The organism is Brevibacillus sp. HB2.2 (genome assembly GCF_013284275.1).
GTDB classification, from domain to species: domain Bacteria; phylum Bacillota; class Bacilli; order Brevibacillales; family Brevibacillaceae; genus Brevibacillus; species Brevibacillus brevis_D.
In genome coordinates this window covers 15,672-38,150 of sequence record NZ_JABSUV010000026.1, presented here as the reverse complement: position 1 = coordinate 38,150, position 22,479 = coordinate 15,672, and the positions used below count along the sequence as shown (strand labels likewise).

The window sequence follows — 22,479 nt, the reverse complement described above, 5'->3', positions numbered from 1 at the left end:
ACCATTCCATTTTGTCGATTAATGAGTAGCGTGCTCGTACAATTTCTGCGCGAACTCCTCCATCAATTCCCGCTTGGCCAACAGCTTAACCATTCGTTGAGGCAAGCCCTCTACTCCATAAAAAGCACCTGCCAATTGACCGTAGACAGCTCCCGTCGTATCCGCATCATCCCCGAGATTTACCGCTAGGAACAGGCCTTCTTCGAAAGAACTACTGGAATAAAATGCCCAAAGCGCCGCTTCAAGCGAATCGACGACATACCCCGACCCTTTGATCTCTTTTTTCGTTTTCCCTTTATAGGAACCATTTGCGACTCGGGCGATATCAGGATCAAGCGGTTGCTTTTCCCATACACCGGCTACTGGAGAAAACGAATCAGTGAGCAACTCCTCTTTCGAAATACCCTGTAGAGCCCCCAGAAGTAATGCCCCTAGAAAACGACAGCCATCTACTGCCTTTGCCGTCGCGTGTGTGGTGCGAGAACTTTGCGCACAGTAATCAATGGCGAGCTCTGGTTGTTTGGCATAATAGAGTGCAACTGGTGCTAGCCTCATAATCGAGCCATTCCCTGCCGACATCGGATGATCCGATCCGCTGAATGGATTTTTTGTCTGCTCAAAACGCCACAGCGCTTCTTTGGTGATATTCCCGATATCGAAGCAGTGATCCTTGCAGCTCATATAACCCTCTCGAAACCAGGCTACATATCGGTTCATCTGATCAACCGGATCGAAGCCGTTCTGCGTAATCAAGCTCTCAGCCAGGCACAACGCCATCGACGTATCATCCGTCCATTCTCCCGGCTTTAAATCGAACGGTCCTCCGCCGACCATTTCTGTAAGTGGCTGGAAGGTATCCGGTTTGCGAAATTCTAAAGTAGTGCCGAGTGCATCTCCAACGGCTAATCCTAGCAAACTCCCAGCATATCGGTCACGCAGTTCCACGCCTATCCACACCCTTTTTTCAGAATTATCTGTTCATATCAAACAAAGCATCTGGCAATAACATTTTGACCGACAAATTGTTCGCTCAATTCATCTGTCGCTACCTTTTCTTCTGTGCTCGCAAGTGTGATAATCTGCGGCAAAACCAGCTTGTAACGGTCCTCCATCACGGTTTCAAGAACGTACTGTTCCACTTCGTCCCACAAAAGAATTCCTGCTAAAATTCTGGTCTCCACACAGATCCCCTCCATTTTTTTCTCTTTTGAATATGTACGAAAGACGGGTACAATGACCCGCCTTCTAGTGCCTTACATAATGTGTAATGTGTATACTTACTGCTCTTTTTTCAGGCGTGCATCCAGAACAAAGTTGCCGAATGGCAGTAATGAAGCGATAAAAGCCCCGATCACTTTCAAGAAGGACCACTTATTGGTTATTGTAACATGTGCCAGCGCCAAAATATACAGGACAAAAAACAATCCATGAAGCGAACCGGCAATTTTAACTGCAGCCGGGTAATCCATAAAATACTTAAGCGGCATAGCAATCCCGAGAAGTACCAAATACGAGACGCCTTCGATCAGGCCGATGAGACGGAAGCGTCCGAGGGCAGAGTTCATCATGTGCGGGTACCATCCTTGCCATTGAAATTACCACTATTATAAACGAAAAACTATCATAATGTTGAAAATAGTCCAATGTTCATAATAAATTCAAAATCAACGGCCCCAGGCTTCTTCTCGGATGCGTTCCATCCAACGCATCTCTGCGTGCAAATGCTCAACGGCACCGATCAGAATCGCTCGTGCTCCCCAGCTAAGCCTCTCTCTTTTTTCCTCCTGGATCGATTCCAACAATCCAGCTAATCGTCTTACCTTCTGGATATTAGCTTCCAAGGCCTCATCCATTTTTTGTGGATCACCGTACGAAGCAAAAGTCAGAGCCGCGTAAATCGGATTGGTCAGCTGCATCGGTTTTTGTAGTTCTTCCAAGAGAAGCTGTTGGAATTGCTCTTCGCCTTTTGGTGTGATCCCATACATCTTCTTATCTGGGCGGCTAGTCTCACGAATGACTTCTTTGACCTCAATCATCCCGCTCTTTTCCAGTTGGTCGAAGGCATAGTAGAGGGAGCCCTTGGCATATTTCATGTAACAATCCATTCCCCTAGCCTTCACCTGCTGCTGAACCTCATAGGGATGCTTTTCCCCTTCCATCAGCAATCCCAGAACAAGCAATTTTAGACTCATGACGATTCTCCTCTATCCGCGTTCCGGTTTCGGTGCGGTAGGTGATTTCCCCAATGCCCGATCATTTCCCATCAGCAAAATGCATACGAGAGCAAGTACAGCAGGAACGAGCGCCCACATAAACGTATTCGCAATCGAAGAAGCAAGAATATCAATCATTTTATCCAAAATAGGAGCCGGAATGGATTCGCGCGCTTCTGGTGTCAAAATCGCTCGTGGGTCTGTAATGGCATTCGTCATCCCTTGACCCCCGAAGGCAGAGAACAAGCCGTTTTCAAACGAGTTGCGTTGCAAGATCCCAAATACGGTGATCCCCAATGTCATCCCCAATGAACGGGAGAAAGAGTTCGTCGAGCTGGCCGATCCTCTTTGACGCATATCAAAGCCATGAATGGCTGAAATTCCCAAGGTGGAGAAAGAGAAGCCCACGCCAAACCCTGCAATCACCATATAAAGTGTAACGATTGAACGAGAAATCTCAGGCGTCAGTGTACTCAAAAGAAAAATACCTGGGATGAAAAAGACTGCGGACAGAAGCATAATATTGCGGAAGCTGGTCTTCGTCGTCAGAAATCCACCTAGCTGGCTTCCAGCAACCGAGCCGAGCATCATCGGTGTCAACAGTAATCCGGCATTCGTCGCTGACCCGCCATAGACCCCTTGGATAAAAATCGGCAGGTAAACTGTAGAGATAATGAAAGCAGCTCCATACAACAATGCAACCGCATTTGTCGTGGCAAATAACCGCTTCTTGAACATGGAGAACGAAATAATCGGATCAGATGCCCGCTTTTCGATAAATAGAAAAATCACAAACAACAAGAAAAAGGAAGAGAACAATCCAATAATCTGCATCGAATCCCACGCGTATTGATTGCCGCCCAGCTCAAGTGCAAACATCAGACTCACTACCGCACCGACCAGCGTAATCGCTCCCCACCAGTCAATGCTCTGCTTGCGGTATTCCAGCGACTCCTTGTAATACATCGAGATCAACCAGAGGGAAACAGCACCAATCGGTACATTGATGTAAAAGATCCAATGCCAGCTGACATATTCGGTAATATACGCACCGAGCAAAGGTCCCAATACGCTGGACGTACCGAATACAGCTCCGAAAAGTCCCGTCATCTTACCACGCTTCTCCGGAGGGAATACGTCAAAAATAATCGTGAAGGCAATCGGCATCAGCGCTCCACCGCCAATCCCTTGAATCGCCCGATAAATGCTCAACTCAACGATGCTGTTTGCCGTCCCACATAAAATAGATCCTAACAAAAATACGATGAGACCAAATACGTAAAAACGTTTTCGCCCATACATATCGGAGAGTTTACCGAATATCGGCATCCCCGCCATCGTAGCGACCATGTACGCTGATGTCACCCAAACAAACTTATCCATGCCGCCCATCTCACCGACAATCGTACCCATAGCCGTCGCGACAATGGTATTGTCCATGGAAGCCATCAGGAGACCTAGCAATAGCCCCGCTAACACCATATTCACTTTACTTTCTCTTGCAATCATTGCTTCGCCCTCCTGGGTGGTTAAATCAAAGTACTATACGTTATTATATTCAAATTTGACTACATATCAAAAAGAAATGCTCCTTTTTCTCGGAGCATTTTTTTCGGTTTATTATCGCCCGAACGGTGATGGGCTAAAGGGGGATGGCTGCTGGGCTTGATTGCCCTTCCACATTTTATACGCCGCTTCCGACATCGGTTCTACAGTCGGCTTGATCTCTCCAGTGAATGGATTCTTATTATAGGGCAGGTTAAACGTCCGTGTCCCGTCGCTCTTACGCATCAAAGAACCATCCGACAGCTCCACCCAACTACTTCCTGGTCCTCCATCGTCTACAACATAGAGGCCGTTATCATCCCAAGCCGGATACGTTGGCACATTTTTTACCGGAGGGCGCGTAGTCTGTTTCTTGACTGGTTTTGTTGAGGTTTTCGTCTTTTGTGTTTTCTTCTTCGGTGTGCTCGTTTTAGCAACTGCTACCGCTTTTGTTTTTGTCTTCAATTCGCTTTGTTTTTGCGCCGACGCTGGGGTAGGTGCTGATACAGCTACAGGTTTTTCAACCGGATAGGCGGAAACGTTAGCAGCGCGCGGGCCTTGATTAGCCAAATCCATAGCAGGCTTGGCAGTACCTGCTTTTTGTGAGACAGATGCTGTTTTTGTATCCGTTCGTCCATCTGTTTTTACCGCGTGAATTAATGTCGGCCACAAATAGGCGTTAAAGCCTAGTAAAGCGACCATCGAAGCAATACCTACGATTTTTTTCATAATAACGGCTCCTATGACTGAGTGATTAGGAAATAGAGTAATGACTTCTGGCCTATATCAAAATTTTAGTCGATTGGAAGAAAAAAGAAAACACCTTACATAAACAAACTCCTTCTCATGTTAGTTTTGAGAAGGAGTTCGTTTTGTAGGAGTTTCACTCACCTGGATTTTACTTTCCCTCATTCAAACATCTAAGCGATATCCATATCGCGGAATCGTCGTGATTTGCTGCCCGTAGTGCCGAAGCTTTTTCCTTAATCGATACACGAGCGCATTGACTTCCACCTGTCCGACATCTGGGACGTTACCCTCATAGAGCATTCGTTCTGGCCAAACGGTCAACATAATTTCTTCAAAACTAACGGCCTTGTTCGCCTTTTGGTAGAGAAGCTTCAGCAAATCCATGTCTTTTCCGGTTAAAGGAAGTCTTGTTCGGTCGATACGAACTTCTCGTCTCTCCAAATGAATTTCCAAACCTGGCAAAAGCGACGCATTCTTCGGCTGCGTGAAAGGGAGCTCTACCGTATCATCCAGTCTATTGACCTCTCGTAAAAAGACGAGCTCAGCTACCCCTTTTGACAAGCTTATTTGATCCCCGTGACAAAGAATGTGAGAGGAGTAATGAAGCGGGGTCCCGTTTACCTCTGTGCCATGCTTGCTTTCCAAATCGATAATTTTGTAATCGTTCCCGATCCTTTGAAAGGCTGCATGCATTCTCGAAATGTACGGACTGGAAAAGGTAATGTCCAGTTGAAAACTAGTCCCCCTGCGCCCGATTGTACAGCGATCCTTCGTGAGATATTTGCGCGTGGCAACTTGGCTAGGGTCCCCTTTTTTTACAAGTAAGTATGCACCATTATCTATCATCTGGTGATCACCTCACGTGTTGATCGATTACGGTTTTGCAGCCGTCAGTGCGTCAACAACAATCTTGGTAGCTTCAGCAATGAGCGCATCATCATAAGTAGCATCCTGCTTATCTCTGCTAGACAGCACGGCAATGACAATCGGCTTTTTATTCGGTGGCCATATGATCCCTATATCGTTTCGCGTTCCGTAGCTCGCCGCTCCCGTCTTATCTCCGACCTTCCAATCTTTGGGGACACCCGCTCGAATCAGCTTGGCTCCCGTCGTGTTGCCTTGCAGCCACTCGATAAGAATCTTCTGCTTGTCAGACGACAGCGCATTCCCTACCGTATAGGCTCGGAGGCTCGTTGCAAGTGCTTTCGGTGTACTTGTATCGCGAAGATCTTCTGGCTTAGCCTCATTCAATTCCGTCTCATAGCGCTCGGATTTCGTAACACCATCACCAATCTGTCTCAGAGCTGATTCAAAGCCTTTCGGGCCACCCAATTCTTTGAACAACAGATTTCCGGCTGTGTTGTCGCTATAGCGAACTGCGGCGTCTGCAACCTCTCGAAGAGTCATCCCGGTCGCTACGTGTTTTTCTGTGATCGGTGAATAAGTAACGAGGTCGTCCTTGGTGTAGGTGATGACTTTGTCGAGCTCTTCCAATGGTTTCTGATGCAAGACTGCACCTGCGGCTAAAGCCTTGTACGTAGAGGCAAAAGCGAATCGTTCATCTTCGCGATAAGCAACTGCCAAATCTGTTTCGGTGTCGATCGCATATACTCCGAGCCTCGCACCAAACTGTTTTTCCAGTGCAGCGAACTTTATATCCATTGCAGATGCGGACGTTTCCGTTTTTGCGACAGGCGTTTCAGCAGAAGAGCAACCAGCAAGCGTGAGAAGCGTGAGAAATATTGTTTTCACTGTGAATCCAAACAGTCTCGATGTGTAAACTTTCATGGATGACAAACCTCTTTCTTGGAAAATTAGTTGAAATACTACGTATGTAATACTGTACTACATTTGTAATCAATTGAATTTACAACAATATTACACGCGTAATCCATTAGTGTCAATCTCCTTTTTCTTGCAAAGCTTTTGAAAAAAAAGACGCCCTTTCAAGCAAACTGGATAACCGGAAATGGCTTTTCCAAGTCAGCTTGAAAGGGCGCACTTTATTTTTGGTGAGGATCGGTCGATGATTGTTTCGCATCCAATATGGAACGTAGCTCCTGAATCTCCTCGTCCGATAAGGATTCCTTCTGAATGAACTGAACAAGCATTGATTTTAGAGCCCCGCTGTAAATCCGCTGTAGAAATGACTGTGCCTCAGCGTGCTGGCATTCGTTTTGGGAGTACAACGGATAAAATGTATAGACTCTTTGGTTTTGATTGACGCCAACAGCATTTTTTTGAACCAAACGATTCAAAAGAGTGCGTACTGTTTTTGGGTTCCAATCTGTTTGACCTTGCAAGGAGGAAATGATTTCGTTGGCCGTCAGCGGCGATTTTTCCCATAGTACGTTCATGACTCGCCATTCCGCTTCAGAAATACTTGGCATGGATGTAGACACTGAAGTCTCCCCCTTTCGAAAATAATGACTGTAGGCGCAAAGGCTAGTAGAGACCTTTGGCTTTCAAAATAGACAAGGTTATTTCTGCTGCTTTAGGTCCATTCGCGTCGTCTTCGTTTTGTATATTGGTAGCAAAGAAGTAGGTGCCTTCCTCGTTCTCTACATACCCGACAAACCAACCGTTGACATCTTTTTGATTGACGGTGCCCGTACCTGTTTTCCCGGAAAGAATCGAGCCCGCCTTTTTCGATAACCGGATAGAGTCTTTCACTGTCTGGATATTGTTTTCTTGAAAGCCAAACTCATTCATATAGAACGCTTTTAGTAATTGTACCTGCTCCACCGGAGAAATCTTCAAGGAAGATTCTATCCAATATTCGCCGATTCCACCAGATGTATTGGAGTTCCCGTAGTTCAATTGTTCCAGAAAAGATTGAATCATATCCGGGGAGATGTTCTTATCCATCTCTTTGAAATACCAGGTCGTGGAGTTTCGCATCGCTGTAAATAGATCTTGATCCCGGTTCCACTGCTCATATGGATAGTGGATTCCATCCCATTTTAGCAGGGAATCTTCTCTCGAAATCACACCGGTCTCCAGACCAAACAAGGAGAGAAAAATCTTGTAGGTAGAGTTGGGTGAAACTCGTTGAGTACTTCCTGCCTCGTTATAAATCCGATACTGGTCTGCTTTCAAATCATATAAGACAAAACTGCCTTCAAAGCCTCGGAAATAGTTGTCCAAATCCTCGTAAATGGTTCGATCATCTTGAAAATGATAGCGGCTGCGATCGTCGGCTAAAGCAGAGCCAACAAGAACCTGACTGGCAACCAATACGACCACCATGGAAAAAATGACTGTGCTTTTCAACTGCAACAGCTTTGATTCTGCCTTGTGGGACGCGATTTTCTCGATTCGTTTTTTAACTGCCTTCTTGGAACCGTTTAGCTGATTGGCAAAAACGACATTCCCGGCTCCACTTTCTTGATCCAAAAACTTAATGATGGTATGACCATATTCCAAGTAATTTCGCTTGTCTAAAAAGTTCAATACAGCTACATCACAAGCAATTTCACGGTCCACCCTCATTTCCCGAAAAGCCAGCCAAACCAATGGATGGAACCAATATAAAAGCTGATACACGACGGTCACATAGTTCATGAAGATATCATGGTTTTTTTGGTGCATCAGTTCATGCAAAAAGATATACTTCATTTCGTTGATCGACAGCCATTCATCAAAATGACTGGGAAGGACAACATACGTCTTAAAAACGCCAAACGTCATCGGAGATTTGACCTGATTGGATTCAGCTAGCACGATATGCCGCGTTATTTTAACATCCTTCTTGCATTGTTCAAACAGATCGATGACTTCTTGATTGGTGATCACAGATGCTGTCCGCTTGATCTGCTGGATTTTTAACCAGGCTGATATCGTGATCGAAGCACAAACGATCATCCCGACTACCCATATGCTGACGAAAATCGTAGAAAGGGAGTCTGGTGTATAGCGACTTACCGACAACGATAAATCCTGTACCCAATTCGCATTTTCAAACGTAGGAGCTTGTGCAGCGAACGTCGAACTGCCAGCTTCATTACGCTGTATCATCCCTGAAGCAAAAATATCTCCAAAATCAAAAAAGGATTTCGGGATGAAAACTGGCGTCAAAGCGACCAACAAGAGAAACCACAAATTGTACTTCCATTTAGCTGACAAGTGGGAGCGAAATACTTTTCGAATCAAGAAAATTAGCGTGATCGTGCAGGAAGAAACGATCACGCTTATCAGCACATGATTGACAAACATGCTTCCTGTCTCCCTCCTTACTTATCCAGGATAATCTAGATAAAAATAGAATCCGTATCAATTCTGAGCAGCAGGAACGCTCTGCAACCTGACAGGATTCTTCACGTCGATTCGCACAATTAGCTTCATTATGTCAAAAACGCGATCACGATACAAGCTATCGTCAATTGTAGAAAAAGGAAAACACCTTCTCTACAAAGGGAAGAAGGTGTTTCCTAACCTGATTTAGTTTGTTTTCAAAACATCGTGATCGACGTAACGTTCGCCATTCATTTCGCTGATAACATTGATTGCAACCTTGGCGCCATCACCAGATGTAATAATCGTATGTACGCTTACTCCCGCGCACGTACCTGCTGCCCAAATTCCTTCAATGTTCGTCTTCCCTTGTGCATCGACATCGACAACGGTTTTGATCCGTGGCTCTGAGCCTTCTTTGGTTTTTACCCCAATCGCTTCTGCCAAAGTCACGAGCGCTCCTGTTGCAAGTATCACATGCTTTGCCTCAAAGCTGCCTTTTTCCGCTGTCTCTACGAGCAATCCTTGCTCTGTTTTGGTAATGTTGCTAACTTGATCGGCTACCAGCTCCGCACCGAATTTCGCTGCTTGCTTTTTACCGATCTCAATGAGATCTGGGCCGGAGATTTCCATGATGCCGTAGTGATTTTCCATCCACGCGCGCTTGGTCATGCTTTTGTCATTATCAATCAGCAACGTCTTCTTCCCTGCTTTTGCAGCAAACAACGCTGCACTACCTCCTGCCGGGCCTGCTCCAATAATTACGATATCAAACAAAGAAATCTCTCCCTTCCAAAATAACTTTCATAACATAATTATATACTAAGTATGGTAAACGTGGCAATATCTTTGATAAGTTTATGCTGTATATAAGAAAAATATTTATTATGATAAGGGTAAGAGAATGAAGTTTCAGATAAAGAACATGATCTAAGGAGTGAATCCTATCGAACTTCGAATAGGCTTTGTAATCGGGGAAAAATTGGATTTGAAAAGAATCGACGAGATTTTATACACCCATGAAAACAAACAAGCTGCATCTTGTAAGGTCGTATTAGACTATATGGAGATGGACCCAGAGATTTTTTTAGATCGTTCCTTCTCTTCCACATGTCCAGTCCCTATTAAAGATCCCGATCTCCTTGAAGCTGAACTTTCCCAGTTGTATGATTTTGTATGGGTTGAAGTATTAGGCAGTATTGAGCGGCATGGCCACCCTTGCGTTACGATCTCAGATACAAAATATGAAGGAAAGCTAATCCATACGTTAGACAAAAGAATGTTCATCTTTTTACGAGACATCATCAGTGACGATCAAGGAATACAACTTCTTAGGAAAATCTGCCACCTCCCAAAACCATTACAATGGCTCGTCCTCCCAAAAACAGACGGAAAAACTCCACCCCCAGACTATATTCTTGACGAGATGGAGCAATGGGTTCGCAAGTTGATTGCATTCAAGATAGATGAATGAACAGGGAAAGGGCAATCTCAAACGTCTTGTAACCGGACAATGGGATAGCCCTCCCTCTTCTTTTACGAAGATCGCGTAATCCAGAAACGACGAATGACCAATCCGTCGTCATCTGTACATTCTGCCTCAAAAACGCCCCCGTTCTTCCGAATCGTTTTCTCCGAAGCAACATTATCATAGTCGCAAATCACCAATACTTCGTTTATACCCAACTCGCTCGTAATAGTTATGGCTTGCGCTAAAATTTCCGTCGCATATCCTTTGCGTCTCTCAGATGGCCGGATTCCATATCCGATGTGCCCGCTGTTTTTTCGTAGACGCTCGTTGAGACGATGCCGAATATTCACCGCCCCCACTATGCGTCGCTCCTCATTCACAAGCCAATACGTCGAATGAGGAACATAGCCATCCGGAAGATTTTCCTCGTTACTTTCACTCTCCAGAAATTCCAGATACGCAGGAAAATCATAGGGCTCCCGATCCACCACCCACGGTACGATAGGCTCTCCACTTTCTTTCCACTCTTCGTAAAAGGAAATATACTCTGCTTGAAGCTCTGCACAAGGCTTCATTAAATACAATTGCCCAGCCATCGACTTCACTCCCCTTGCACATTTTGGCGTAAAATTCTTTCTATTATAGCTGCAAGAAGAGAGTGTTACCAGTTTTCACCTTCTTGAATTACTTCCATTGGTTGACGAAAAGCCGCGTAGGAAGAGGCGCATTTCCAGTCCAAGCGCCTCAGGAGCCCAACTCAGCTTCGGAAAAAATGGCGGGGAATTTCAGCTTCACTTATGGAATACTTCCTCGAAACTTCAACGTTTGAAGCGCTCCCGCCATTTTTTCCGAAGCGGACAGTCCCCACCCCTTGCGGGGCGTAGGCCGAAGCGTAGACTGGAAATGCGCTTCTTCCCTCCACGACAGCTACAAATAAAAAAAAACGTGGCACAAGCAATGAATCGCCTGTGCCACGCTCTTAACTGATTAATATTTGTTAAACAACATGATCCAGAGGGAACCTGCAACGATTGTAATTACAATCACAAGTCCAAGAATCAATGTCTGTACGTTGTAGCGTGGTTTTTCTCCTTCGCGGATGTGCATGAAGAAGACCAACTGAATGACGAACTGCAAGACCGCCATTACCAAGATCGCGATCATGGTCGCTGTTTTACTCAAAATCGAGTTCATGACCAGCACGAGTGGGATAATGGTGAGCACGATCGACAGGATAAAACCGATTACGTACTCTTTCATCGATCCGTGACTATGATGTCCGCCATGGTTTTGATGTTGTGCCACCTTACATCACCCCCATCAGGTAAACGACTGTGAAGAGGAAGATCCACACAACGTCAAGGAAGTGCCAGTACAAGCTAAAGTTGGTAATTTTGCGGCGAGTAACCGCAGAGATTCCACGACGCTTCAGCTGGATCATCAACGCAGTCATCCAGAACAGACCAACCGTTACGTGCACTCCGTGTGTACCAACCAGTGTGTAGAAAGCGGACCAGTAGCCGCTAGTCGCCATGGTTGCGCCTTCGCTCATCAAGTGCATAAACTCAGTGACTTCCAACACTACGAAAGACAGTCCCAAAAGACCAGTTACAGCCAGCCAACCAATCAGCTGCTTAACATTGCCTTTGTTCATCGCCAGAACAGCGAGACCGCTGGTAAAGCTACTTGTCAACAAGATAAAGGTTGAAGCAATAACGCCTGGCAGCTGGAACAATTCCTGTCCAGTTGGTCCACCAGCAAAGCTATTCATCATTACCGCATAGGTTGCAAACAATGTACCGAACAACACGCAGTCTGTTACAACGAAAATCCAAAAACCGAGAACCTTAAGTTGCTCATGCTCTTCATGATGGTCGTGGTCGTGGCCGTGACCATGGTCATGATTCGTAGCCATCGTTACACCACCCTCCCCAGTGAAGCCTCAGTGCGACGCACTTCCTCCACCGGTACATAATAATCCGTGTCGTATTGGAAGGAGCGTGCCCACATGCATGCGAATACGCCAATGAATCCAATAACGGCCATCCAAACCCATCCAAATGTGAAACCAAAACCTACCAGGAACCAGAAGTTCGCCATGATAAACGGAATTCCAGAGTTCTTCGGCATATGAATCGGCTCCAGTTTGGCCGGTTGTTCTTTATAGGTGCCATTTGCTTTTGCTTCTTTCGTTGCCCACCAATCATCCATTTCTTTCACTTGTGGAACAACAGCAAAGTTGTAGAACGGTGCAGGTGACGGAATCGACCACTCCAGTGTACGACCATTCCATGGATCGCCTGTCGTGTCGCGCTCACCATGCTTGATGCTGTAAGCGATTTGCCATACTTGGAAGATGAAACCGATACCCATCATGAATGCCCCAACAGTGGATACCAGGTTCAGGTCTGCCCAACCGCGATCCCAACCGTACGTGTAGTAACGGCGAGTCATACCCATGAAACCGAGCGCGTATTGCGGCATAAAGCACACGTAGAAACCAATATTCCAGAACCAGAAGCCCCATTTGCCCAGTTTCTCGTCGAGCTTGAAACCGAACAGTTTTGGCCACCAGTAGTAAATACCAGCCAGGTAACCGAACACTACCCCACCGATCAATACTTGGTGGAAGTGGGCAACCAAGAAGTAACTGTTGTGATACTGATAGTCTGCCGGAGCTACTGCCAGCATTACCCCTGTCGCTCCACCAATTACGAAGCAAGGGATAAAGGCAATGGTCCACAGCATTGGTTGTTTAAAGGATATCCGACCACGGTACATTGTAAACAGCCAGTTAAAGACCTTAACACCGGTCGGGATACCAACAATCATCGTTGATATCGCAAAGAAGGCGATAACACTTGCGCTCGTACCCATTGTGAAGAAGTGGTGAGCCCATGTAAAGAACGATACAACGGCAATGATCATCATCGCCCAAACCATTGATTTGTAGCCGAAAATCTTTTTACGTGAGAACGTAGCCACGATTTCAGAGAAAATACCGAAAGCTGGTACAACTACGATATATACCTCAGGGTGACCCCACATCCAGATGAGGTTGAGGTACATCATCGGATTACCGCCGCCGTCCATTGTGAAGAAATGGGCACCTGCGAAACGGTCAAGGAACAACAGAGCCAATGTTACAGTCAAAATTGGGAAAGCGAAGATAATCATAATGCAGCTGGACAATACGGACCAGCTAAACAATGGCATTTTGGAAAGCTTCATGCCAGGTGCACGCATTTTGAGAATCGTTACGATAAAGTTAATCCCTGTCGCCAAACTACCGATACCGGAGATTTGAATCCCCCAAATATAGAAGTTCTGACCTGGTCCAGGGCTAAAATCATTTTGTGACAGTGGCGGGTAAGACAACCAACCAGCGTCTGGGGAGCCCCCGATTACGAACGAAAGGTTGAACAGCATCGCACCGAGCATAAACAGCCAGAAGCTGAGTGCGTTCAAGAACGGATACGCTACATCTCGAGCACCGAGTTGAAGCGGTACTACCATGTTAAACAAGGCAAACATCATCGGCATCGCCATGAACAAAATCATGATCGTACCGTGAGTCGTAAAGATGGCATTATAGTGATCCGAGTGCAGGAATTCTACGTTCGGGAATGCCAGCTGCACGCGCATCAACAGGGCGTCAACCCCACCGCGGAACAGCATCAGAAGCGATGCGATCAAATACATAATACCAATACGCTTATGGTCAACTGTAGTCAACCATTCGCGCCACAGCCAACCCCATTTTTTATACTTAGTCAGAACGAATACGATCGCAACCATGGTCAGTACAATCGATACGTCCGCACCGTAAATCAGTGGGTCACCTGTTACAAAGAACGTGGATGCAAAATCCTTAATGTTCTCCCACACGTGGTATTCCTCCTCCCTCTCGCCTAGTGGTTCATACTGGAATGATTCATTCCAGGCATGTTGTGCGATTCAATCTTATGCTGCATATGCTGCATATTTAGCGAAGTCTCACTAGAAGACTTGTCACCTGCGGGCGCAGGGTTTTTCTCCATCACATAGTCCATATCGTGACCATGACCATATTTCGCAACGATCTCTTCAAACATACCTTCTGGGAATGCAGAGTACGTAAACTTGTCTGTCACGCCAGGCTTGCGAAGCTCTTCATAATCTGCCTTCGTCATAGCTGGAGTCGTACCTTTTACTTCTTTTACCCATTTATCGAACTCATCTTTTGGTTTTGCCACTACATCGAACTGCATTTTGGCGAAACCTTCACCTGAGAAGTTGGAGCTAAATCCAGCGAATGTACCTGGTTCATCTGCTTGCAGATAAAGTTCGGTAGCCATTCCCGCCATCGCATAAATCTGTCCACCCAATTCTGGAACCCAGAAAGAGTTCATCGGTGCGTCAGCAGATACCTGGAAGCGAATCGGTACGCCTGCTGGAATTTCCAGATGGTTAACAGTTGCGATATTTTGTTCTGGATACGTAAACATCCATTTCCAGTCCAAAGCCGTAACCTGAATGGTCATAGGGGCAACTTCTTTATTCGGGTTCTCTTTTAACACATAAACATCACGGACAGTAAAGTAACCCAGCAATGCAACGATAACGATAGGAATAATCCACCAAATTACCTCTAGGGTTGTACTGTGTGCCCACTCCGGCTTGTAACTTGCTTTATTGCCCGGTGTATCCCGATAGCGGTATACAATGAAAGCGGTAAGCGCAATAACCGGAACGATAATGACAGCGACCAATATCGTGGAAATAATAATGAGATTGTACTGCGTTTCTGCTACAGGTCCTTTTGGATTCAAGACGAGGTATTCGCTACCACAGCCTGTCAGCAGAACGGTGCCCAACACTGCCAAGATCCAAAACTGGATATGCCTCAGCATTTTTCCTCCGCTCATTCTCCTAATCCCTCCTAGTCACAAACAACGAGCATGTAATACTTTGGATGTCGATAGTGCAGTCACTCTCTATGGAGAGGTCTCGAGCGAGGTTTTGGAAAACCTTCTTTCTTCAACGTGCATTCACACGTTTCGAGAGTTCCTCACAATAGGTTTTTCAACACAAGTGAACTTCACTATTTGCCGCATATACATACTATCAGAGTCTGCGAGATTTTGTACTCGTTTTTAACGACGTTCAATATTTCGTAGCTTTTCTGTTACAAAGTGTTCACATTGCAGTCACGAGTTGATCATATTCTTGTTAGGATTCCCCTCTAATGATTCCCACCACCCATTTCTGGTCATTACACCCAATTCTAATTGTCAAGATTTCTTTTTCACTTTTAATAAAAAAACAAAAAAACCGCCAGCTTATTTCGCTGACGGCAAATTTCCGTATAAATAAAAAACCTCTCATTATTAATGAAGAAAATGAGAGGTACTATGGGACTATTTTTAACTAACTTAGGCGTCAGTTCTTTTTAGTGTCATCAAGCGAAACACCGTGCTCATAATGAAGATATTCATGCCAGCGATCAAAAATCCGATCGACACCATCAACGGCAAGTTCTCCGATCTGAAATCGCTTGCAGTGAAAGCCATAATAACAGCACCGACGAATAATACTGTCCAAGCCATCCATCTTAACACATCTGCTGCTTTTCGATCGTTATTCATAACACAAAACCCCTATCATCATAGATTTTTTGCGTGACCGTTTCTGTTTTATGCTCTTATTGTAACACAATATTCACTTGTTGTTCATATTTTGTTCATTTTTTTATAAAAAATTTGTCAAAACTTTTTTCATAAACCTATTGGCTATCGTATTGTCACAAATTTACTTTGTGTCACAAATGTGAAAGCGTTATTGTTATAATGAATACAGTAAACGTTTTCATACATGTATAGCATCTTGATCTGTCATCGAAGGTGGTTTGCCCATGGTTCATACTCCAAAAAAAGCCCGCATCAGCCTCTTGACCCAAATGGTTCTGCTCATTTCCATCGTTGTCCTGATCAGCATGGGGATAGGAACTGCCTTATTTTCCTTCATATTAGATGACATTTTGGATCGCTATATTGGGCAGCAAGCCATGACGGTCGCCAAGCTATCTGCCATGAACGAACGCATCATCGCAGCCTTTGAGACCGATCACCCTTCCAAGGTGATTCAACCAATAGCCGAAACCATTCGGAAGGAAACGGGCGCCAGCTATGTGGTGATTGGAAACAAAGACGGTATTCGGTACTCTCACTACGACCCAAAGCAGATTGGATTACCGATGGGAACCAGCAATGACCCCGTCTTTTTAGAAAACCGCTCGGTCATTTATCGGGGGACAGGCATTTCTGGTCCTGCCATCAAAGCGAAAACACCGATCGTCAACAAGAAAGGCGAAACAATCGGAGTCTCCTCTGTCGGCTATGTCATGAGTGATGTAGAGAAAAAGGTCGCGGAATACAAGGAAAGGGTCGTCGCCTTATCTCTAGTGCTGCTGGTTATCGGAATTATTGGTGCGATTATTATTGCCAGACGAGTCAAGCGGTTGATCTTTGGTCTGGAGCCAGAGGAAATCTCATTTTTGTTTACGGAAAAAGCAGCTATTCTTGAATCAATTCACGATGCTACGGTAGCAGTCGATATGCAAGGGCGTGTTGTCTCGATGAATAAACGAGCACGTTCCCTTCTCCAAGAGGATTTGGCCGTAGGGAAATCGATCGCTAGCCCGCAATTGCGCGACATCATTCATTCTGTCAATCGAAATACGCAAGAAATGAACTACAAAATTTTGCTGGGGCACGAAATTTTTATTACCGACTACTCTCCTATTTTGAGCAACAATGAAATCAGAGGTGTGGTCTTCACATTTCGTCCAGAGTCCGAAATCGAGCAACTCACTGAAGAAATTACGAAGATCAGTTCCTTTTCGGACAATATGCGTGCACAAAATCACGAATATTTAAATCGGTTGAACACCATTTACGGTCTCCTCAAGCTAAAGGAGTACGACAAAGCAATCGAACTCATCACCGATGAAGTAAAGGAACGGCAGGATATTCTCGCCTTCATTATGAGTTCAGTCAAAGAGCCCTTCATCGCTGCTTGTCTGCTAGGGAAAATCAATCGCTCCAAAGAACTGAAGGTATTACTCGAAATTGATCAGGACAGCTATTTGGGAAATGTACCTGACAGCTTGGATACAAAGGTATTGGTCACTATTCTCGGCAATTTGATCGACAACGCGATGGAAGCTGCACTCGAATACAAAGGCACTGACGCATTGGTTCACGTATCCTTCACTGATTTAGGTGGCGATATCATTTTTGACATCGAAGACAATGGACATGGGGTATCAAAAGAATTGGAACCCCGCATCTTTGAAAGCGGTGTCACTACGAAATCAGGTGAAAATCGAGGACTCGGTTTGGCTATTGTGAAAAATGCCATCGAGCTATTAAAGGGGCAAATCTCACTCGGAAAAAGTGATCTAGGCGGAGCGCGTTTCACCGTAGTCGTCCCCAAGAAATGGGACAAAGCAAGTAGTGAGGAGGCAATCCACAATGTCTGAGAAACTTATTACCGTCATGATCGTGGAAGATGACGAAATTGCAGCTAGAATCTATGAACAATTCACAAGTAAACTGGAAGGATTCCAGATTATTGCCACGGCCACGACTGGAAAACAGGCACTGGAGATGCTTCACGTCGTTACGCCAGATGTGCTGCTTTTGGACATTTATTTGCCGGATATGAACGGGATTGACTTGTTGCGTGAAGTGCGGAAGCATTTTCGCGGGATCGATGTCGTTATGATCACAGCCGCAAACGATGTGGAAACGGTGAGAGAAGCGATACGTGGCGGTGCATACAGCTACATCATCAAGCCGATCATGATCGATAAATTCATGTCTACCTTGGAACAATATGCAAATACGAGACATCAGCTTCAGCAGCATACAACCATTGATCAAACAGCGGTGGACAAGCTGTTCACGAAAGCCGCACACACTCCTGCTGTCAAAACCGTTGGAACGGTCACCTCGCTCCCGAAAGGCATCGACAAGCTGACATTAAAGCTGATCCGGGACAAGATGCAGGAGACCACCCAAAGCATGAATGCCGATGATCTGGCTGCACTGGCTGGCATGAGCCATTCAACCGTGCGCAGATACCTCGAATTTCTCGTCTCTATTAATGAAGTAACTGTCGAGACGTTCTATGGAACCGTCGGACGTCCGGAAAGAAAATACCGCTGGGTTCCACAAAAAACAACCAAATAAAGCCTGATGGCAAAAAGAAGAGGGAAGCTTCATTTATGAACCTGAAGCTTCCCTTTTTCTTTTCTTGCTACCGTTTGTGTCGCACCTGGACTCTTCTTTTCCCGAAACATCGTGATGATGGCAACGGCTGCGATGATCATGACAGCAGCAATCAAGGTTTGGCTTGTCAATTGTTCATCAGCAATCAGCCAGCCTAGAAAAACTGCGACTATCGGGTTCACATAGGCGTACGTGGAGACCAGGGAAGGCTCTGCATTTTTTAAAAGCCAAATGTATGCTGTGTAGGCGACAATGGAACCAAATCCAACTAAATAGCCAAAAGCAATCCAGGAACGCAGGGTGATCTCCGATAGGTGCAGCTTCGTCCAATCGTCGAGAAACAGCGAAGTGATCCCCAGCAAACTCCCTCCGATGATCATTTGCAAGGCTGTCGCCATTACCGGTGATGCAGGGAGCTTTGCATTTCGCGAATACAACGATCCCACTGCCCAACTGATTGAGGCAAACAGGAGCGCAAAGATTCCGACGGTATCGATCCCTTGATTGCCTGAGCTCTCGGGATGGACAACCAGCACTGCGATCCCCGCCAAGCCAAACAGGATTCCTCCCATGACCCCAACCGTTGGCTTCTTCTTGCTGCCACCGACCCAGTTGAAAACGAGAATCCATAATGGAACGGTAGCGATCAGCAAGGACGCGATTGCTGACGGTACCTTGAGTTGCGCCCATGCAACTACACCGTTACCTCCGAGAAGCAACAACGCCCCAACAATTCCGGCCCCTCTCCATTCTGCTGCACTGGGCAACTCTGCCCCTTTCCAACGCCCGATCAAAAACAGGATCGATCCCGCCAGAAAAAATCGCGCCCCCGCCATAATAAAAGGTGGCATCGATTCAATCGCGATCTTCATTCCGAGATAAGTGCCTCCCCAAAACAGGTAGACCGCTAACAACGCAATCGTAACGCCAAATAATTTCGAATCTTTTTTTCCTGTCATTGTGTTTCCACCTTGGTTGTCAAATTTCTTTCCGGCCATCCTCGTAGATCGTCGACAAGATGAAAGTCGTAGAAGTTTCCAGTATTTCGTCATACTGGACCATTTCATCGATCAGATTGGTGATATCTTCTGGTGCCGTTGCACGTACTTTTAGCATCATGCACCACTCTCCCGCGAGCCGCTGGCATTCAATGATGGTCACGTTCGGTACCTGAACGCTCATAATCTTTGCAGTGATTTCTTTGAAGTCCTGACATCTTGCTTTGACGAAAATCAATACCTTCAGCCCTTGCTCTAATTTTCTCCAGTCAATGATGCCACGGTATCCCTTGATCACACCATTTTTTTCAAGCTTGGCAACCCGTTGGTGAACAGCCGGTCGCGAGATGTGCAGCAGCTTGCTGATTTCCTCATGAGATATCCTTCCGTTTTCCTCGAGCAATTGAACAATTTTCAGGTCAACCTCATCCATCACATACCTCCTGTGGTTATAGTAGCATATTTTCCTTCATATAGACTATTTGTACTCTATATTGTACGAATTCAAACGAATAGTAAATACAGAGCAAGATATCCCAAAAAAATCATGCCAAAAACCGTCGTGAAAGCACCCTACTCATTACGAATCGTTACTTAGGTACCCATACAAAAAAAAACAAGCCCCCGCTTAATTGTAAGCGGGGACTAGCTTAGAAGCATCGTCCTTATCATTCTGGTTTCTCAAACAATGCCATCCACTCATCAACTTGGATGGAAACGACTTGCTCTCCAACTTTTTCAACCGCGAAGTAGGCTTGGATTTCTTTATCCGCACTTGTGATATGCGCGGTTACTTGCTCAACTTGCTCCTCAGTCTCAGTCGTACGTCTGACCCAAGTCGCATACGGGAACGTCTTCTTACGGATGCGCGAATGACTCTCCACCAGCCCCTCTTGCTCGATCCACCTTACCCATTCGGAGCGTGAGTAGCTTCGTACATGACTGTGATCCCGAAGTTTCTCCAGCGTATTCACAAATCGGTCGAGCTTTTCATCCTCTGCTGCGATATTGTCGATCAGCACGAATTTTCCACCCGGTTTCAGAACACGCGCCACTTCTTTTACAAACGACTCCGGGTTCGGGAAGTGATGAGCCGCGATTCTGCACCCGACTGCATCAAAGGATTCACTCAAAAACGGAAGTGCCTCCGCATCCGCAACCACATAAAAGACATTGCTTGTGTGAGATTTCAGATGGTTTCGCGCCGCTGCAAGCATCGGCTGTGTCAAATCAGTCGCAAAGACATGACCGACAAGTGGAGCGATTGCCTTGGTAAGATGACCGCCACCCGTTGCCACATCGAGAAACACCCAATCCGGCGATGGATTCAGCCAAGGCGTGAGGAGAGCGAGATCCTCTCCCGTAGCGTGTGTCTGGCTGTTCACATACTTTTCAGCATTCGCACCAAACTGCTGTTTGACTTCCTCTTTGATCCTTTTGTCATCGCGCATGAGAATCGCCCCCTATTCTTCGTTCACGATTACTTTCTTCCCTCTCATTTTCATGATCAAGGGAACGGTGATCCAGAGAACCGCAATGATGAGGAACACCAGCGATACTGGCTTTTCAATAAAGATAGAAAAATCACCATTGGACGTCGTCAGCGCTCGTCGTAAATTGTTTTCAATCATCGGACCCAAGACCAAGCCAAGAACGAGTGGAGCCATTGGAAAATCGTTTTTCGCCAAAAAGTAACCCACGAGTCCGCAGAGCAGCAACAAGACCAGATCAAAAACAGAGACACGGACTGCGTATACACCAAACACCGAAATCGCAACGATCATCGGGATCAAATATTTAGGGGGTGTCTCAATCAGCTTCGCAAACACTTTTACGAGCGGCATATTGAGGATCAAGAGCATCACGTTTCCGATGAACATACTAGCGATCAAGCCCCAAGCAATGGTCGGATGATCCTCAAATAAGAGCGGACCTGGCTGCACGTTGTACATAATCAGTGCGCCCATCAATACTGCTGTCGTCCCTGTACCCGGAATCCCCAAGGTCAAAAGTGGAATCATCGCCCCGCCAGATGCTGCGTTGTTTGCCGACTCTGGAGCCGCTACCCCGGCAATTGCTCCTTTGCCAAATTTTTCAGGCGTTTTACTGATTTTCTTTTCCAGCAAATAAGCGAGGAAGGATGCCAGTGTTGCACCAGAACCAGGAACAATTCCTTTAAAAAATCCAACCAGTGATCCACGGAGAATCGGTCCAGCACTTTCCTTCAAGTCTTCCTTGGTCGGTATAATTCGGGAAATTTTGGCGATCTCCCCCTCATTCACATCGCGCTCGAGGATCGTCTTGAACACTTCGCCAAGCGCAAATACCCCTACGGCGATCGTCAAAAATTCCAAACCGGAATAAAGCTCGGGCATATCAAAAGTAAAACGCGCCACGCCGGATACATTGTCCAGCCCAATCGTCGCGATCAATAAGCCAAAAACCGTCATCATCAATGCTTTGGTCACAGACTTGCCTGCCAGCCCACTGAGTGCACATAACCCCAGGATCATCAGCGAAAATTCATCTGCAGGACTGAGCTTGAGCGCTACTTCAGAGAGTGGCTCTGCCAAAAATACCAGACCGATAAGCGAGACAAGTCCTGCAAAAAATGAACCAATCGCAGCGATAGAGAGAGCAACTCCGGCCCTTCCCTGCTTCGCCATCGGGTATCCGTCCAGTACGGTAACGACTGAAGATGACTCACCCGGTGTATTCAACAAAATCGAAGTGGTAGAGCCGCCGTACATCGCCCCGTAGTAAACCCCTGCCAACAAAATAATGGCACTGGTAGCCGCTGCTTCTGGTGGCAGTCCACTCGTCAACGAGGCTGTCACCGGAATCAACAAGGCCACGCCACTGATTGGCCCAATCCCTGGCAATACCCCAACTACTGTCCCGATCAAGACGCCGACAAACGCAAAGATGATATTTTGCCATTGCAGGGCAGTGGCAAATCCGTTCAGCAAATAATCAAATGCACTCATTTCATCCAC

Annotated in this window: 24 protein-coding genes; 3 read left to right on the top strand and 21 right to left on the bottom strand. The window is 46.0% G+C overall.

Going from position 1 to position 22,479, the window contains the following annotated elements; genetic code table 11:
- Window positions 1–18: 18 nt before the first annotated feature.
- The 11 genes from HP401_RS18955 to HP401_RS18905 all read right to left on the bottom strand — a co-directional run bounded on the left by HP401_RS18955 (window position 19) and on the right by HP401_RS18905 (window position 9,518).
- Entirely contained in the window at window positions 19–945 is a 927-nt protein-coding gene (locus HP401_RS18955) for an ADP-ribosylglycohydrolase family protein (RefSeq protein WP_173606127.1), read from the bottom strand.
- A 38-nt stretch (window positions 946–983) separates the two neighbouring features.
- A complete protein-coding gene (locus HP401_RS18950; RefSeq protein ID WP_286176788.1) occupies window positions 984–1,181 on the bottom strand; it encodes a hypothetical protein in 198 nt (65 codons plus the stop codon).
- Window positions 1,182–1,277: 96 nt separating this feature from the next.
- Complete coding sequence (locus HP401_RS18945) at window positions 1,278–1,568, bottom strand: DUF3817 domain-containing protein (RefSeq protein ID WP_064201748.1); 291 nt, start codon at window positions 1,566–1,568, stop codon at window positions 1,278–1,280.
- Between the two features lie 96 nt (window positions 1,569–1,664).
- Window positions 1,665–2,192 (bottom strand): PadR family transcriptional regulator, encoded by a 528-nt coding sequence (locus tag HP401_RS18940; RefSeq protein ID WP_173606126.1) that lies wholly within the window; start codon window positions 2,190–2,192, stop codon window positions 1,665–1,667.
- A gap of 12 nt (window positions 2,193–2,204) precedes the next feature.
- Window positions 2,205–3,722: an MDR family MFS transporter gene (locus tag HP401_RS18935; RefSeq protein ID WP_173606125.1), complete on the bottom strand. Its 1,518-nt coding sequence runs from the start codon at window positions 3,720–3,722 to the stop codon at window positions 2,205–2,207.
- 111 nt (window positions 3,723–3,833) lie between these two features.
- Window positions 3,834–4,487 (bottom strand): hypothetical protein, encoded by a 654-nt coding sequence (locus tag HP401_RS18930; protein ID WP_173606124.1) that lies wholly within the window; start codon window positions 4,485–4,487, stop codon window positions 3,834–3,836.
- Window positions 4,488–4,670: 183 nt separating this feature from the next.
- Window positions 4,671–5,354, bottom strand: a complete 684-nt coding sequence (locus HP401_RS18925) for an FHA domain-containing protein (protein ID WP_173606123.1) — start codon at window positions 5,352–5,354, stop codon at window positions 4,671–4,673.
- A gap of 27 nt (window positions 5,355–5,381) precedes the next feature.
- Window positions 5,382–6,296, bottom strand: coding sequence for a BBI family class A beta-lactamase (gene blaBBI / locus HP401_RS18920; protein ID WP_173606122.1), 915 nt, complete (start codon window positions 6,294–6,296; stop codon window positions 5,382–5,384).
- A 215-nt stretch (window positions 6,297–6,511) separates the two neighbouring features.
- Window positions 6,512–6,910 carry a penicillinase repressor BlaI gene (gene blaI / locus HP401_RS18915; protein ID WP_012684931.1) on the bottom strand — a complete coding sequence of 133 codons (399 nt, stop codon included), beginning with the start codon at window positions 6,908–6,910 and terminating at the stop codon, window positions 6,512–6,514.
- Between the two features lie 43 nt (window positions 6,911–6,953).
- Window positions 6,954–8,723 carry a BlaR1 family beta-lactam sensor/signal transducer gene (locus tag HP401_RS18910; RefSeq protein WP_173606121.1) on the bottom strand — a complete coding sequence of 590 codons (1,770 nt, stop codon included), beginning with the start codon at window positions 8,721–8,723 and terminating at the stop codon, window positions 6,954–6,956.
- A gap of 225 nt (window positions 8,724–8,948) precedes the next feature.
- Window positions 8,949–9,518, bottom strand: a complete 570-nt coding sequence (locus HP401_RS18905; protein WP_012684929.1) for an FAD-dependent oxidoreductase — start codon at window positions 9,516–9,518, stop codon at window positions 8,949–8,951.
- Between the two features lie 211 nt (window positions 9,519–9,729).
- Here HP401_RS18905 and HP401_RS18900 point away from each other — a divergent pair, with 211 nt between their 5' ends.
- On the top strand, window positions 9,730–10,215 hold the full coding sequence (locus HP401_RS18900) for a hypothetical protein (protein ID WP_254457119.1): 486 nt from the start codon (window positions 9,730–9,732) through the stop codon (window positions 10,213–10,215).
- Window positions 10,216–10,277: 62 nt separating this feature from the next.
- Here the strand turns inward: HP401_RS18900 and HP401_RS18895 are convergent, their stop codons facing one another.
- The 6 genes from HP401_RS18895 to HP401_RS18870 all read right to left on the bottom strand — a co-directional run bounded on the left by HP401_RS18895 (window position 10,278) and on the right by HP401_RS18870 (window position 15,839).
- The gene (locus tag HP401_RS18895) at window positions 10,278–10,808 is read right to left on the bottom strand and encodes a GNAT family N-acetyltransferase (RefSeq protein WP_173606119.1); all 531 of its coding nucleotides are present in this window, start codon (window positions 10,806–10,808) and stop codon (window positions 10,278–10,280) included.
- Between the two features lie 391 nt (window positions 10,809–11,199).
- Window positions 11,200–11,517 carry a cytochrome o ubiquinol oxidase subunit IV gene (gene cyoD, locus HP401_RS18890; protein WP_012684923.1) on the bottom strand — a complete coding sequence of 106 codons (318 nt, stop codon included), beginning with the start codon at window positions 11,515–11,517 and terminating at the stop codon, window positions 11,200–11,202.
- A gap of 1 nt (window position 11,518) precedes the next feature.
- Window positions 11,519–12,127, bottom strand: a complete 609-nt coding sequence (gene cyoC, locus HP401_RS18885; protein WP_012684922.1) for a cytochrome o ubiquinol oxidase subunit III — start codon at window positions 12,125–12,127, stop codon at window positions 11,519–11,521.
- A 2-nt stretch (window positions 12,128–12,129) separates the two neighbouring features.
- Window positions 12,130–14,100, bottom strand: a complete 1,971-nt coding sequence (locus HP401_RS18880) for a cbb3-type cytochrome c oxidase subunit I (RefSeq protein ID WP_012684921.1) — start codon at window positions 14,098–14,100, stop codon at window positions 12,130–12,132.
- A 23-nt stretch (window positions 14,101–14,123) separates the two neighbouring features.
- Window positions 14,124–15,119: a cytochrome aa3 quinol oxidase subunit II gene (gene qoxA / locus HP401_RS18875; protein ID WP_173606118.1), complete on the bottom strand. Its 996-nt coding sequence runs from the start codon at window positions 15,117–15,119 to the stop codon at window positions 14,124–14,126.
- A gap of 507 nt (window positions 15,120–15,626) precedes the next feature.
- A complete protein-coding gene (locus HP401_RS18870; RefSeq protein ID WP_041749283.1) occupies window positions 15,627–15,839 on the bottom strand; it encodes a hypothetical protein in 213 nt (70 codons plus the stop codon).
- Between the two features lie 266 nt (window positions 15,840–16,105).
- Here HP401_RS18870 and HP401_RS18865 point away from each other — a divergent pair, with 266 nt between their 5' ends.
- Together HP401_RS18865 and HP401_RS18860 are read left to right on the top strand one after the other, a co-directional pair.
- Window positions 16,106–17,734 carry an ATP-binding protein gene (locus HP401_RS18865; RefSeq protein ID WP_254457118.1) on the top strand — a complete coding sequence of 543 codons (1,629 nt, stop codon included), beginning with the start codon at window positions 16,106–16,108 and terminating at the stop codon, window positions 17,732–17,734.
- Window positions 17,727–18,446, top strand: coding sequence for a response regulator (locus HP401_RS18860; RefSeq protein ID WP_173606116.1), 720 nt, complete (start codon window positions 17,727–17,729; stop codon window positions 18,444–18,446). Before HP401_RS18865 ends, HP401_RS18860 begins: the two co-directional genes overlap by 8 nt.
- A 29-nt stretch (window positions 18,447–18,475) precedes the next feature.
- On the opposite strand, the gene HP401_RS18855 is transcribed toward HP401_RS18860, so the two are convergent.
- The 4 genes from HP401_RS18855 to HP401_RS18840 all read right to left on the bottom strand — a co-directional run bounded on the left by HP401_RS18855 (window position 18,476) and on the right by HP401_RS18840 (window position 22,470).
- Window positions 18,476–19,444 (bottom strand): EamA family transporter, encoded by a 969-nt coding sequence (locus HP401_RS18855; RefSeq protein ID WP_173606115.1) that lies wholly within the window; start codon window positions 19,442–19,444, stop codon window positions 18,476–18,478.
- Between the two features lie 19 nt (window positions 19,445–19,463).
- Window positions 19,464–19,916 carry an Lrp/AsnC family transcriptional regulator gene (locus HP401_RS18850; protein ID WP_173606114.1) on the bottom strand — a complete coding sequence of 151 codons (453 nt, stop codon included), beginning with the start codon at window positions 19,914–19,916 and terminating at the stop codon, window positions 19,464–19,466.
- Window positions 19,917–20,151: 235 nt separating this feature from the next.
- Window positions 20,152–20,934 (bottom strand): class I SAM-dependent methyltransferase, encoded by a 783-nt coding sequence (locus tag HP401_RS18845; RefSeq protein ID WP_173606113.1) that lies wholly within the window; start codon window positions 20,932–20,934, stop codon window positions 20,152–20,154.
- Window positions 20,935–20,946: 12 nt separating this feature from the next.
- Window positions 20,947–22,470 carry a tripartite tricarboxylate transporter permease gene (locus HP401_RS18840; protein ID WP_012684914.1) on the bottom strand — a complete coding sequence of 508 codons (1,524 nt, stop codon included), beginning with the start codon at window positions 22,468–22,470 and terminating at the stop codon, window positions 20,947–20,949.
- Window positions 22,471–22,479 lie beyond the last annotated feature (9 nt).